The organism is Pseudomonas sp. MWU15-20650, assembly GCF_023242475.1.
Classification (GTDB): Bacteria; Pseudomonadota; Gammaproteobacteria; order Pseudomonadales; family Pseudomonadaceae; genus Aquipseudomonas.
Genome location: NZ_JALJFG010000038.1, coordinates 50,406 through 63,528, shown reverse-complemented (window position 1 = coordinate 63,528; position 13,123 = coordinate 50,406). Strand labels below are relative to the sequence as shown.

Genomic DNA, 13,123 nt, shown 5'->3' with positions numbered 1-13,123 from the left:
AGTCATATTCCCCTGTGGCGAGCGGGCTTGCCCCGCGTTGGGCTGCGCAGCAGCCCCAAAACTGTCTCTGCGCAGTATCGGGTACACCGCATTCGTCTTTCTTTGGGGGCGCTACACGCCCCAACGCGGGACAAGCCCGCTCGCCACAACAGCCGACTTGTCACAGATTCTACGTTCGACGGTGATTGTGTAGAGACCTATGCCCTGATGAGGCCGGTACATTCAACGACAGTCTTCAGTCGTCCTTCTTCATCAGCCCCGCCAACGCCGCAAACGGGTTGTGCGTGGCCTTGGCAATGGTCGGGCTGCTGGTGGAGCCTTCGCCGAAGTACTGCTGGTCGGTGTAGCGCGAGTGTTCGTTGTCGTGGCAGTACAGGCACAACAACTCCCAGTTGGAGCCGTCCTGGGGGTTGTCATCATGGTTGTGATTGCGATGGTGTACGGTCAGCTCACTCAAGCGTTTGCCGGCGAACTCACGGGCGCAACGGCCGCATACGTGCGGGTACATCTTCAAGGCTTTGTCGCGGTAGCCCATTTCTCGGTCGCGCTGGGCATCGGCGAGGATGCGGTCCAGCTTGGCGGTGTGGGAGGGCGGGTTGGTCGAGCTCATCATGGCTCCTGGCTATTTGGTGGGTCACGGATAAGGTTGATTCTAGCCGCTTGTGCTGTAAATGACCGCTAGGATCGATTCACTTTACCTATAAGGATCTGAAATTTATGCGTTTGCATTCATGGATTGTTGCACTGCTACTGTGTGTCGTCACCGCTCAAGCCCAGGCGCTTTCGACGCCCAGGCCGGGCGAGGTGATCGAGGTGGCCCTCGAACGACTGCACCCCACCCAGGCCGTAGTGGGGTTCGACCAGATTTACTACAGCTTGGGGCTGTTCGCCGACAAACCCGCCAAGGTTTTCGATGAATATTGCGAGACCAATGGGCAGGGCGAAGCCAGCAACGTGCCCAAGGACGCCGATCTGCGCAAACCTTCCAGTTTCACCTGCAAGGAGGCGGTGGGCACTCACCCAGAGGACATGAAAACCGTGGTCGTGGGCCCCGCCGGCCAGTTGTACCTGACCGACGGTCACCACAGTTTCACCACCTTGTGGGAAGTGCCTGGCGGTGGTCCGCAATTGAAAATGTGGGTCAAGGTGACCGACGACTTCAGCACCAGCCCGAACATGGCGGCCTTCTGGCAGCGCATGGAAGCCGCGCGCAAAGTCTGGCTCAAGGACAACCAAGGCCAGGCCCTGCCACCCGAGCAACTGCCGGCGCACCTGGGCTTCAAGAGCCTGCAGGACGACACCTTCCGCAGCCTGGTGTATTTCACCCGCAAAGCCGCCTACGGTAAGCCGGACGATGGCGCGATTGCGCCGGAGTTCCTGGAGTTCTACTGGGGTAATTGGTTGCGCACGCAGGTCGACCTGAGTGCTTTCAACCTGGATAAGAAAGGCGGCTACAAGGGCGCCATTGACGCCGTCGCCAAGCGCATGGTCAGCCTGGCACCGGGCTCACAGGTGGGTGACAGTGGTTTCACCGCCCATCAACTGGGCGGCATGACTCAGCTGGATCGCAAGGAACTGGAAAAGACCTTCGACAAAAAAGTGCCCTACGTGATCGATTACCGAAAATCCCACAACTGAGGCGGTACAAAAACTGTGGGAGAGGGTTTGCCCCCCTCCCACCTGAAATGTGCGCTGTCCGATCGGCCGCGGTTCAACCCTTGAGCTTTTCTGCAATCCAGATGGTGTGCCGCGTGCCCTTGTTGCCATGGGCAAACACCTGCACTTCCTCGGCCTTGAAACCCGCCTTGCGCAGCTTGTCGCTGAACAGTTTATCGGCGCTGGCCGACCACACGGCCAGCACGCCCTTGGGGCGCAGCGCCTTGGCACACGCGGCCAGGCCGCCGGCGGAATACAGCCAGCTGTTGGCTTTCTGCGTGAGGCCCTCGGGGCCGTTGTCCACGTCGAGCATGATCGCGTCGAACCCCTGGGGTTCGGCTTGCAGCACCTTGGCCACGTCTTCCATGCGGATCACGGTGCGCGGGTCCAGCAGTGGGCGTCCGGATTTTTCTCCCAAGGACCCACGGTTCCACTCCACCACGCCGGGCACCAGTTCCGCCACCACCACTTCGGCCGTCTTGCCCAGGTGCTTGAGCGCCGACGCGAGGGTGAAGCCCATGCCCAGCCCGCCGATCAATACGCGCGAGCCGGGGCGGCCGGCGACCTTGCGGCAGGGAATCTCGGCCAAGGCGTCTTCGGAACCGTGCATGCGCGTGTTCATCAACTGGCCACCGTCACCGCCCTGGATCTTGATGACAAAATCCTCGCCGTATTCGAACAGGCACAAGGCACCGCCGTTGTCGGGGATCGGAGTGGTGTCCAGCAGAACGAAACGTTTCATGGAAATCTCATTGGGAAGGGCATTCTTGCGCGGTTGGGAGTAGCCTTACGACATTCCGGTCAGGCCATGGAGCCATCGATGAAGTGCAGCATTCTAACGGTCATTGTGCTTGGCGCGCTCACATTGGGTGCGGCGCAAGCGCAGGAGTTGCAAACCGTGCCGGTCGCGCCCGCGCCAACCCCAGGCGCCCCGGGCACGCCAACGCCAACGCTCTACCCGCAAGTCACCCCGCCTGTCACACCCAAGGCCACCGCTGGCGGTGCCCCTGCGTTGGTGCCCATCGTGCTGCCTACGCCGCCGAAGGACCAGACAGTGCCCGGCCTGCAGCAGAACGAGAGCAAGCCGAAGACCCCCGGCGGTTAAGACGTGTGCTTAACACGCTTGAGAGAGCAATTGCCCATCGGCCATGCGCAGGCGCCTGGATAGGGCAATGGCAATGGCGCGGATGATCTTGGCCGCCACCCTGGGCGCTTCGTTGAGCATTTTTTCCAGGGCGTCCTTGCCCAGGTTCAACAGCACGCAATCAGTGGCGGCCACGCAGCTGGCCGAGCGCCGCTCGCCATCGAGGACCGCCATCTCGCCAAAGGCCCGGCCACTGCGCAGGGTGGCGATGGTCAGGCGTTGGCCTGCGTGGTTGGTTTTCTGCACGGCCACCTGGCCGCTGTGGAGGATGCACATGAAGGTGCCGGCATCGCCCTCCTGGAAAATCACCTCGTCACGGGCAATGCTGCTGATGTTGAAGTAGCCCGCGGCCACGTGAAAATCTTCCGGCAACAAGGGGGCGAACAAGCCGCAATCCATGAGCATGTCGCGGATTTCATTGCTGAGCAGGGTCGGTTGGGGCATGGCTGATCTTGGTCCATCAATCTACTGGGCGGTCCTGTGTTCAGACCGGACCGCCACGCTAAGTTCCTTAAACCAGCCCCAGGGCCTTGAACACAAACGCGTATTCGAGCGCTACGTCACGTAATCCCTGGTAACGACCACTCATGCCGCCGTGGCCGGCACCCAGCTCGGTCTTGAGCAGCAGCAGGTTGTCGTCCGTCTTGGTCGCACGCAACTTGGCCACCCATTTGGCTGCTTCCCAGTACTGCACGCGGCTATCGTTGTAGCCGGCGATCACCAGCAGCGCCGGGTAGGCTTGGGCACTGACGTTTTCATACGGCGCGTACGCCTTGATGCGCGCATACACCTCGGGCTCTTCGGGGTTGCCCCATTCGTCGTACTCCGTGATGGTCAACGGCAGCTCCGGGTCGAGCATGGTGTTGAGCACATCGACGAACGGCACCTCGGCAATTGCCGCCTGGAACAACGCCGGGCGCTGGTTGAGCACTGCGCCGATCAACAGGCCACCGGCACTGCCGCCGCTGATGGCCAGTTGTTTGGAGGTGGTCAGGCCTTGGGCGATGAGGTGTTCGGCGCAGGCGATGAAATCGCTGAAGGTATTCTGCTTATGGGCCTGCTTGCCGTTGCGATACCAGGCTTCGCCCAGCTCGCCGCCGCCGCGTACATGCGCGATGGCAAACGCCACGCCGCGGTCCAGCAGGCTCAGGCGTGCATGGGAGAACCACGGGTCAAGGCTGTGGCCATAAGCGCCATAACCGTACAGGTACAGCGGCGTCGGCTTGCCGAGTTGGTCGCGCTTGATCACCAGGCTGATCGGCACTTGGGTTCCATCGGCAGAGGTAGCCCACAGGCGCTGGCTGACGTAGTCGTCGGCATTGAATACACCGAGTACCGGGGTTTCCTTGAGCACGACCTGGGCGCCTGTGGCCAGGTCCAGTTGGCGCACTTGCGCCGGGCGGTTCAAGGCTTCGTAGCGCAGGCGGATCTTGTTGCTGGCAAACTCCAGGCTGTTCTGTACGTAGAGGCTGTAGGCGGCGTCAGGCAATTCCACGCGATAGGCCGGCACGCCCTGGGGATGCACCTCAATGACAGGCAGGCCACCGATGCGCAGGCTCAAGGTCATGGCGCTGGCGTTCAGGCTCACACCGTCGAGCATCACCTCGTCGCTGTGGGGGATCAGGTTCTGCCATTGAGCTTCGGTCGGCACGCTGCCGACGTCAGGGCAGGCAAACAGCGCGTAATTGATACCGTCGCGGTTGCTGCGGATGAACCAGGTCCACTGGCCATCGAGCTGGCCGTGGTCCACATCATATTCGTGGTCTTCAACCCGTGGCGCCAGGCAGGTGAAATCCTGCTGGGGCTGCTCGGCGTCCAGCGCCCAGATCTCGCTGGTGGTCTTGCTGCCCAGGGCCAGCAGCAACTGGCGCTCGGAGCTGGAGCGGTAGCAATGCAGGAAGAAACGCCCGTCGGGCTCGTGGAAAACTTCCTGCGCTGCGGTACCGTCCAGGCGATAGCGATACAGTTTGTGTGGGCGATGGGTGTCGTCCAGTTCGCCGAAGAACAGGGTGAGGCTGTCATTGGCCCAGGTCATGCTGCCGTCGCAGTTCTCGAACGCCAGTTCGCTGACTTTGCCGGTGGCCAGTTCCTTCACATACAGGGTGTAGATCTCTTCACCGCTGGTATCGAGGCTGTAGGCCAGGCGCTGGTGGTCGGGGCTGATATTGAATGCGCCGAGGGAGAAAAAGCCGCCATTGGCCAGTACGTTCGGGTCCAGCAGCAGTTCTTCGCTGTTGTCGTCCACCTGGTTGCTGTCATCCGCAGGGCGGCGGCAGCGGTAGTGGCGCGCGTATTCGTCACCGGCGGTGGTGCGGGTGTAGTACAGGTAGGGCCCCCATGGCGAGGGCAAGGACAAGTCGGTTTCTAGAATGCGACCCTTGATCTCTTCGAACAGCTGCTCGCGCAACACTTGCTGGTCAGCGAGCTGCGCCTCCTGCCAGGCGTTTTCAGCGTTGAGGTAATCGAGCACTTCAGCGTTGTCACGCGCTTGGAGCCAGGCATAGGGGTCTGGACCGTCGGCCTTGCGGGCGATCGGGGCGGCGATGTGGGGCGATAAAGGCATGGATTCTTCTCTGTCTGGCGGACGGTGGCAGGCATTGCAGCCGAGACACGCAAAAGCCGTTATCATAGCCGCCTGTTTGCCTACCTTGCCATGGACACCATGACCGAGAACGACTATCTGACCGCTTGGGGCCTTTACGCCTTCGCCGCTTTGGGCTGCCTGTTGGTGTGGTGGCGCATGACCCGCTGGATTTGGCGCTGGCTGCGCGAGCCGCTGCAATTGCTGATGGCGGTGCTGCTGTTCAGCCCCACCATCGTTGACCCGGTCAAGACCCAATTTGCGCCGGCCGTGGCCATTACGGCCCTGGACCTTGTGCTCAAGGTCGGCAATAACGCCTGGCGGGCCATATCGGACCTGTTCATGTACACGATGATCGCGCTGGGCGTGTATCTCGTGTTCGTGCTGATTCGTTGGCCGATCGAGCGCGCCGCCAAGGCTCGGCGTGAGCGTAAGGCTGCTGCGCAGGCCGCCTTGGCCGCCGAACCGGAAGAAGACGAGCCGTTCCGACGCCCGGCACCTGCTGGCGGTATGCGGGTCGAACCGCGCCTTTAACGTTGTCCGCCCTGCTGCGAGAGCCCTGGCATGTGTGAATTATTGGGCATGAGTGCCAACGTCCCCACCGATATCGTGTTCAGCTTTACCGGGCTGATGCAGCGGGGCGGGCGTACCGGCCCGCACCGTGACGGTTGGGGCATTGCCTTCTACGAAGGCCGTGGCCTGCGCCTGTTCCAGGACCCGGCCGCCAGCAGCGAGTCGGAAGTCGCGCGGCTGGTGCAGCGCTATCCGATCAAGAGTGAAGTGGTGATTGGCCATATCCGCCAGGCCAACGTGGGCAAGGTGAGCCTGGCCAACACCCACCCGTTTGTGCGCGAACTGTGGGGCCGCAACTGGTGCTTTGCGCACAACGGCCAACTGGCGGACTTCAACCCCCGCGCCACCTTCTACCGCCCGGTGGGCGATACCGACAGCGAAGCGGCGTTCTGCGACGTGCTCAACCGCGTGCGCGAAGCCTTCCCCGAGCCGGTGGACATCGAACAGGTGCTGCCCGACCTGATCGCCGCCTGCGCCGAATACCGCAGCAAGGGCGTGTTCAACTGCCTGCTCAGCGACGGCGACTGGCTGTTCTGCTACTGCTCGACCAAACTGGCCCAGATTACCCGGCGTGCGCCGTTTGGCCCGGCACGCTTGAAAGATGTCGACGTGATCGTCGATTTTCAGGCCGAAACCACGCCCAATGACGTGGTGACGGTGATCGCCACCGAACCTTTGACCGACAACGAAAACTGGACCCGCTACGCACCGGGCCAATGGAGCCTGTGGCGACGCGGTGAATGCGTCAGCCAGGGCATTACCGAGTAAGGATTCGACCATGCTGCTCAGTTATCTGCGGTTGGTGCTGTTCGCCATTGGCTTGTTGGTCGGCGTGCAGGTGCCGGGGTTTATCAACGACTATGCCAAGCGTGTCGAGGCCCACCTGATCGAGGCCCAGACGGGGCTGCGCGGCTTTGACGCCACGGCGCAGCAGTTCTTCAACGGCGATTTGCAAGCCCTGGTGGCCCATTACCGCGCCAGCGATGACCCGGTGTTTCGCAGCGACGCCAACAGCCTGGGCACCTTGCTGGACCGCCAAGTGGCGTTGGACAAGCAATTCCAGGCCATGCAAGGCCCGTGGTACATCCGCGCCCTGCAAGTGGCGGTGGCCGCCGACCCGGCGATTCGCCTGGAAACCTGGAACGGCTACAGCTACCAGATCCTGCTGACCCCCGAAGCCATGGGCTGGGGCCTGGGCGGGGCGATGCTGTTGTCGTTCGGTATCGAATGCCTGTTCCGGCTGATCGACTGGGTGGTGTTGGGCGGCAAGCGCCTGCGCCAGAGCCGTCCGATCGAAGAGCGGGACCTGAAGGGCCTCTAATGTGGAAGGGGGTTTGCCCTGGTGCCAGTCAGTTAAGCGCTAGAACGAGCAACCGCTCGCCACAGTGATAGTGTTCCTTCTTAACTGACTGGCATTAGGGCTTGCCCTCGATAGCGGTGGGTCAGCTAAAAAAATGCTGGCTGACACCCTGCTATCGGGAGCAAGCCCCCTCCCACCGTTTTAATCGAGTTGAGCCAGTACCATCCGCTCTTCACCGACCTCTTCGGCATACTTGGCCACCACCTTCTGGCACAACCCCACAATCTCCTCCACCAGCTCCACCCCCACGCGCCACGACACCACCACCTGCAAGTTCGGCAGTTTCTGCGCCATCGGCAGCATCACTAATTCCCCGCGCGCCAGCTCTTCGCTGACCAGCACGGGCGGCAGCGCACCGATACCAAAGCCATCACGCAGTAATCGTGTAATCGCCGACACCGAGTTCACGCAGTTCATCCGCGGCGCAGCCACGCCGTTGGCCTGCATCAGGCTCAGTACGTCCTGGTGTGGGTGGGAGTTTTTCGAATAGGTGATGATGCGTTCCTGGGCCAGTTCGGCGAGGGACGCGTAGTCGCGGTTATAGATCGATTGGCTGGCGACGATCCATGCCATGGGATGGCTGGCCAACTCCAGGCTGCGCACGGTTTCGAGGCGCACCAGATCCGTTTGCAGGATCAGGTCGAGGAAGCCTTTTTGCAGCTGATCGCTGAGGTTCAGTGCGGTATCGGCGACCAATTCGATTTCCACCAACGGGAAATGGTCCATCAGTTCGGCGACCAGCGGGCTCAGCCAGGTGTGGATCACCGTGTCCATCGCGCCGATCCGAATTCGCCCGACCTTGCTGCTGGTGGTTTCCAGGGATTGTTTCAAGCCCCGCATGGTCACCATCATCTGCTCGGCATAATCGAGCACCTTCACGCCTTCCGGCGTCAGGCTCACCCCGCGCGAGTCACGCAGGAACAGCTTCACGCCCAACTCGCTTTCCAGCACGGCGATGCGGCTGGAAATCGACGCCTGGGTCGTGAAGAGTTTCTCGGCGGTCAGGCGAAAGCTCTTGAGCCTGGCTACCCAGACGAAGGTTTCGAGGAACTTCAAATTCATGGGATCAACTTTTTCTTATGCATGGATCGGTTTTTATTAGTTGGACGCCGCACCGGGCGAGCGCCAAAAATCGAGCTATTCCACGATAAGCGTCGTGAGGGCATCAGGACAAGTTGCGAGTTCTGTGTAAAAAATCCCACACTACAAAAAAACAAAGCCTACAGGAGCAACCACCGTGAGCCGTCTGCTATTGAATTGCGATATCGGCGAAAGCTTTGGTAACTGGACCCTGGGTCTGGACGCCGAAATCATGCCGTTCATTGATTGCGCCAATGTGGCTTGCGGTTTCCATGCCGGCGACCCGAGCATCATGCGCAAGACCGTCAGCCTGGCATTCAAGCATGGCGTGCAGGTAGGCGCGCACCCGGCCTATCAGGACCTGCAAGGTTTTGGCCGCCGCTCCATGAGCTATACGCCGCAGGAAATCCAGGACCTGTTGCACTACCAGATCGGGGCGCTGGACGGCATCTGCCGGGCCCAAGGCGGTCGCGTCAGTTATGTGAAGCCCCACGGTGCGATGTACAACGACATGATGGCCAACCCTGACCAGTTGCGTGCGGTGGTCCAGGCCGTGGCTGCGTACGGTGACCTGCCGTTGATGCTGCTGGCCACTCGCGACAATCGCGTGGCCCAGGCGTTGGGCGATGAATATGGTGTGATCCTGTGGTTTGAAGCCTTCGCCGACCGCGCCTATGACGGCAAGGGCCACTTGGTCTCTCGCCAGTTGCCTGGGGCGGTGCACCACAACTGCGACACGATCATCCAGCAGGCCTTGACCATTTCCCGTGGCGAGCCGTTGCTTGCCAGCGACGGCAGCCCGTTGCTGTTGCAGGCCAATACCCTGTGCGTGCATGGCGATAACGCCAGTTCGGTGGCCGCCGTGCAGCGGATCCGCGAGGCGTTGAAGTCAGCATGAAGCCACGGATTGAGGTGGTGGCCATTGACTGCCTGATGGTGCGTCTGTTTGAGGTGATTGCCGAAGCCAACATGCCATGGATGCTCGCCGCCACCCAGCGCCTGCGGGCCGGGTTCGGCGCGGCGTTAGTGGACCTTGTGCCGTCCTACACCACCTTGATGGTGCACTACGACCTCACCCTACTGAACCCGGCCCAGGCTCGAGAGTTGATCGACCAGGCGCTAACGGGTCTGCAGCCCCAGGCTCAGGGCAGTGGCCAGTGCCACGTGTTGCCGGTGTGGTACGACCTGAGCGTCGGCCCGGAGCTGGCCTTGCTCAGCCAGCGCAGCGGCTTGGCCATAGACGAAGTGATTGGCCGCCACAGTGCCCACGCCTATCAGGTGTTTGCTCTCGGCTTCGCCCCCGGTTTTGCTTTTATGGGGTTGGTGGACGAAGTCCTCGCCACGCCACGCCTCAGCACCCCGCGCAAACGCGTGGCGGCCGGCAGCGTGGGCATTGCCGAGCGACAAACGGCGGCCTACCCGGTGGTGTCGCCAGGTGGCTGGAACCTGATCGGCCGCACCCCGGCAAAGCTGTTCGACCGCGAACGCGACGGCTACAGCCTGATGCAGCCCGGCGATACGGTGCGCTTCGAGTCGGTCAGCCACGCCGAATTTATCAACCTGGGTGGCGATGACACGCCGTTGGAGGCGCAGGCATGAGCCGCTTGATCATCGAGGCCAGTACGCCGCTGTGCCTGTTACAGGATGCCGGGCGTTTTGGCGTGCGCCATCTGGGCGTAACCCAGGGCGGCGCACTGGATTGGGTGTCGATGTCCTGGGCCAACTGGCTGCTGGGCAATGCGTTGGATGCGCCTGTGGTGGAAATCACCTTGGGCGGCTTTACCGTGCAGGCCGAAGGCTATTGTTTGCTGGCCTTGGCCGGTGCGGATTTAGGCGCGTATATCGATGAGCGTGCAATCAGCCCCGGGCGTAGTTTTATTCTGCAAAAGGGCCAGCGCTTGCGCTTTACCCAACCGTTCAGCGGTGCCAGGGCTTATCTGGCGGCGCCGGGAGGGTTCGATGCGCCAAAGGTGCTCGGCAGCTGTGCCACGGTGGTGCGTGAGGAACTGGGCGGGGTAGATGGGGTCGGTCGAGCATTGGCCGAAGGCGGGCGGCTGGCCTATTCCGGGACGGGCGGCGCGATGAAGGTTTTAAGTGCCCCGGCATTGCCCATCAATGCTGCTCTGGACGTGATTGTCGGCGCGCAGATTGGCGGGTTCAGCGGGCAGAGTTTGTTCGATGCCTTCAACGCCGAGTGGACCTTAGACAGCCGTGCGGACCGCATGGGCATGCGTTTGTTGGGGACACCATTGCAGTATCAGGGGCCATCGTTGATTTCCGAAGGGATTCCATTGGGTGCGATCCAGGTACCGCCGGACGGGCAGCCGATTGTATTGCTCAATGACCGGCAGACCATTGGCGGGTATCCGCGTCTGGGTGCCTTGACGCCACTGGCACTGGCGCGGTTGGCGCAGTGTTTGCCGGGAGAGAAGGTGCGCTTGGCGCCGGTGGTGCAGGAGACGGCACATCGACAGCATGTCGAGTATTTGCGACGGTTCACCACAGGCTGAAGCACACGGTGGAGCAAAAATGCGAGAGGGGGCTTGCCCCCGATGCCCCGATGGCGGTGGTTCAGTCACTGATGGATTGACTGACACCCTGCTATCGGGGGCATGCCTCCTCCCACAGTGGATTTAGCGTTTATTTGGACAGGAACCGCATCCCTTCTTCAAGCCCGCGCAGCGTCAGTGGATACATCTGATCCTCCACCAACTCCCGCACAATCCCCGTCGAAGCCGTATAGCCCCAGGTATCTTTCGGGTAGGGATTAATCCAGATCAGCTTCTTGTACTTGGCCATGAAGCGCTGCATCCACACGTACCCCGGCTCTTCGTTCCAGTGCTCGACGCTGCCGCCGGCCTGGGTAATCTCATAGGGCGCCATCGAGGCGTCACCGATAAAGATCACTTTGTAATCGGCGCCGTACTTGTGCAGCAAATCCTGGGTGGAGGTGCGTTCAGAAGTGCGGCGCTGGTTGTTCTTCCACACCGACTCGTAGACGAAGTTATGGAAGTAGAAGTACTCCAGGTGTTTGAACTCGGTCTTGCACGCTGAGAACAACTCTTCGCAGATCTTCACGTGGGCATCCATCGAGCCGCCGATATCAAACAACAGCAACAGCTTGATGGTGTTGCGCCGTTCCGGGCGCATCTGGATATTCAGCAAGCCGGCATCGCGAGCGGTATGGTCGATGGTGCCGTCGATATCCAGCTCTTCGGCTGCGCCCTGGCGCGCAAATTTGCGCAGGCGGCGCAGGGCGATCTTGATGTTGCGCGTGCCCAGTTCCACTTGATCGTCGAGGTTCTTGTACTCGCGCTGGTCCCAGACCTTGACCGCCTTGCCCTGGCGCTTGCCGGCATCGCCGACGCGAATGCCTTCCGGGTTGTAGCCACCGGAACCAAATGGGCTGGTGCCGCCGGTGCCGATCCACTTGTTGCCGCCGGCGTGGCGTTCTTTCTGTTCTTCCAGGCGCTTCTTGAATTCCTCGATGAGCTTGTCCAGGCCCCCGAGGGATTGGATCTGCGCGCGTTCCTCATCACTCAATGAGCGTTCGAACTCCTTGCGCAGCCAGTCCTCAGGGATCAGTGCCTGCAAGTGGTCGTCGAGTTTTTCCAGGCCGTTGAAATAGGCGCCGAAGGCCCGGTCGAACTTGTCGAAATGCCGTTCGTCCTTTACCAGAATGGCGCGGGCCAAGTAGTAAAACTCGTCCATGTCGGCGAAGACCACGCGCTGTTTAAGCGCGTTGATCAGGTCGAGCAGTTCGCGCACCGACACCGGCACCTTGGCTGCACGCATTTCATTGAACAGGTTGAGCAGCATTATCGATTACCGCGACGGCTCATGAATGCCAGGCGTTCGAGCAACTGAACGTCCTGCTCGTTCTTCACCAAGGCACCGGCCAGCGGCGGGATGGCCTTGGTGGGGTCACGCTCGCGCAGCACGGCTTCGCCGATATTGTCGGCCATCAGCAATTTGAGCCAATCGACCAGCTCGGAGGTGGAAGGCTTTTTCTTCAGGCCCGGCACCTTGCGCACGTCGAAGAACACGTCCAGCGCTTCGCTGACCAGGTCTTTCTTGATGTCGGGGTAGTGCACATCCACGATCTTTTGCAGGGTGGCGCGGTCGGGGAAGGCGATGTAGTGGAAGAAGCAGCGGCGCAGGAACGCGTCCGGCAGCTCTTTTTCGTTGTTGGAGGTAATGATGATGATCGGGCGTTTCTTGGCCTTGATGGTCTCGTCGATTTCGTAGACGTAGAACTCCATCTTGTCGAGTTCTTGCAGCAGGTCGTTGGGGAACTCGATGTCGGCCTTGTCGATTTCATCGATCAGCAGAATCACCCGCTCTTCGGACTCGAACGCTTCCCAGAGCTTGCCCTTTTTCAGGTAGTTGCGCACATCGTGCACCTTGTCCACGCCCAGCTGCGAGTCGCGCAGGCGGCTGACCGCGTCGTACTCGTAGAGGCCCTGGTGGGCCTTGGTGGTGGACTTGATGTGCCAGGTGATCAGCCTGGCGCCGAAGGACTCGGCCAGTTGCTCGGCGAGCATGGTCTTGCCGGTACCCGGTTCGCCCTTGACCAGCAACGGACGCTCCAGGGTAATGGCAGCGTTGACGGCCAGTTTCAGGTCATCGGTAGCCACGTAGGCCTGGGTGCCTTCGAACTTCATCGGTCATTCCTCGAATTCATCAATGCCAGGACTATACCGCGCAGCCCCGGCGACTGTGAACGCAG

At 61.3% G+C, this 13,123-nt stretch carries 15 protein-coding genes; 8 read left to right on the top strand and 7 right to left on the bottom strand.

Annotated features, from left to right (window positions below):
- Positions 1-235: 235 nt before the first annotated feature.
- Complete coding sequence (locus tag M5B43_RS23130) at positions 236-610, bottom strand: YajD family HNH nuclease (protein ID WP_003210675.1); 375 nt, start codon at positions 608-610, stop codon at positions 236-238.
- Positions 611-717: 107 nt separating this feature from the next.
- Between M5B43_RS23130 and M5B43_RS23125 the strand changes: the two genes are divergently transcribed.
- Positions 718-1,638, top strand: coding sequence for a ParB/Srx family N-terminal domain-containing protein (locus M5B43_RS23125; protein ID WP_248752253.1), 921 nt, complete (start codon positions 718-720; stop codon positions 1,636-1,638).
- A gap of 73 nt (positions 1,639-1,711) precedes the next feature.
- Here M5B43_RS23125 and M5B43_RS23120 read toward each other — a convergent pair whose 3' ends face one another.
- Positions 1,712-2,398 carry a hypothetical protein gene (locus M5B43_RS23120; protein WP_248752252.1) on the bottom strand — a complete coding sequence of 229 codons (687 nt, stop codon included), beginning with the start codon at positions 2,396-2,398 and terminating at the stop codon, positions 1,712-1,714.
- A gap of 78 nt (positions 2,399-2,476) precedes the next feature.
- Here M5B43_RS23120 and M5B43_RS23115 point away from each other — a divergent pair, with 78 nt between their 5' ends.
- Positions 2,477-2,761 carry a hypothetical protein gene (locus tag M5B43_RS23115; RefSeq protein ID WP_248752251.1) on the top strand — a complete coding sequence of 95 codons (285 nt, stop codon included), beginning with the start codon at positions 2,477-2,479 and terminating at the stop codon, positions 2,759-2,761.
- Between the two features lie 9 nt (positions 2,762-2,770).
- Here M5B43_RS23115 and M5B43_RS23110 read toward each other — a convergent pair whose 3' ends face one another.
- Entirely contained in the window at positions 2,771-3,244 is a 474-nt protein-coding gene (locus M5B43_RS23110) for a cyclic nucleotide-binding domain-containing protein (RefSeq protein WP_248752250.1), read from the bottom strand.
- 67 nt (positions 3,245-3,311) lie between these two features.
- Positions 3,312-5,363: a S9 family peptidase gene (locus M5B43_RS23105; protein ID WP_248752249.1), complete on the bottom strand. Its 2,052-nt coding sequence runs from the start codon at positions 5,361-5,363 to the stop codon at positions 3,312-3,314.
- A gap of 24 nt (positions 5,364-5,387) precedes the next feature.
- Here M5B43_RS23105 and M5B43_RS23100 point away from each other — a divergent pair, with 24 nt between their 5' ends.
- From M5B43_RS23100 to M5B43_RS23090, 3 genes are read left to right on the top strand one after another with little or no spacing between them, the layout of a single operon-like run.
- Positions 5,388-5,915, top strand: coding sequence for an MFS transporter (locus tag M5B43_RS23100; protein ID WP_248752248.1), 528 nt, complete (start codon positions 5,388-5,390; stop codon positions 5,913-5,915).
- Positions 5,916-5,945: 30 nt separating this feature from the next.
- Positions 5,946-6,722 carry a class II glutamine amidotransferase gene (locus M5B43_RS23095; protein ID WP_248752247.1) on the top strand — a complete coding sequence of 259 codons (777 nt, stop codon included), beginning with the start codon at positions 5,946-5,948 and terminating at the stop codon, positions 6,720-6,722.
- 10 nt (positions 6,723-6,732) lie between these two features.
- Complete coding sequence (locus M5B43_RS23090) at positions 6,733-7,275, top strand: DUF2937 family protein (RefSeq protein ID WP_248752246.1); 543 nt, start codon at positions 6,733-6,735, stop codon at positions 7,273-7,275.
- A gap of 180 nt (positions 7,276-7,455) precedes the next feature.
- Here M5B43_RS23090 and M5B43_RS23085 read toward each other — a convergent pair whose 3' ends face one another.
- Positions 7,456-8,376, bottom strand: coding sequence for a LysR family transcriptional regulator (locus tag M5B43_RS23085; RefSeq protein WP_248752245.1), 921 nt, complete (start codon positions 8,374-8,376; stop codon positions 7,456-7,458).
- Positions 8,377-8,551: 175 nt separating this feature from the next.
- Between M5B43_RS23085 and M5B43_RS23080 the strand changes: the two genes are divergently transcribed.
- The 3 genes from M5B43_RS23080 to M5B43_RS23070 are packed head-to-tail and all read left to right on the top strand — an operon-like array spanning position 8,552 to position 10,904.
- Positions 8,552-9,292: a 5-oxoprolinase subunit PxpA gene (locus M5B43_RS23080; protein WP_248752244.1), complete on the top strand. Its 741-nt coding sequence runs from the start codon at positions 8,552-8,554 to the stop codon at positions 9,290-9,292.
- Positions 9,289-9,993: an allophanate hydrolase subunit 1 gene (locus M5B43_RS23075; RefSeq protein WP_248752243.1), complete on the top strand. Its 705-nt coding sequence runs from the start codon at positions 9,289-9,291 to the stop codon at positions 9,991-9,993. The genes M5B43_RS23080 and M5B43_RS23075 overlap by 4 nt, the downstream gene beginning before the upstream one ends.
- Positions 9,990-10,904 carry a biotin-dependent carboxyltransferase family protein gene (locus M5B43_RS23070; RefSeq protein WP_248752242.1) on the top strand — a complete coding sequence of 305 codons (915 nt, stop codon included), beginning with the start codon at positions 9,990-9,992 and terminating at the stop codon, positions 10,902-10,904. The genes M5B43_RS23075 and M5B43_RS23070 overlap by 4 nt, the downstream gene beginning before the upstream one ends.
- Positions 10,905-11,034: 130 nt before the next feature.
- On the opposite strand, the gene M5B43_RS23065 is transcribed toward M5B43_RS23070, so the two are convergent.
- Positions 11,035-12,213: a VWA domain-containing protein gene (locus M5B43_RS23065; protein ID WP_248752241.1), complete on the bottom strand. Its 1,179-nt coding sequence runs from the start codon at positions 12,211-12,213 to the stop codon at positions 11,035-11,037.
- Complete coding sequence (locus M5B43_RS23060) at positions 12,213-13,058, bottom strand: MoxR family ATPase (protein WP_012722829.1); 846 nt, start codon at positions 13,056-13,058, stop codon at positions 12,213-12,215. The genes M5B43_RS23065 and M5B43_RS23060 overlap by 1 nt, the downstream gene beginning before the upstream one ends.
- Positions 13,059-13,123: the final 65 nt, after the last annotated feature.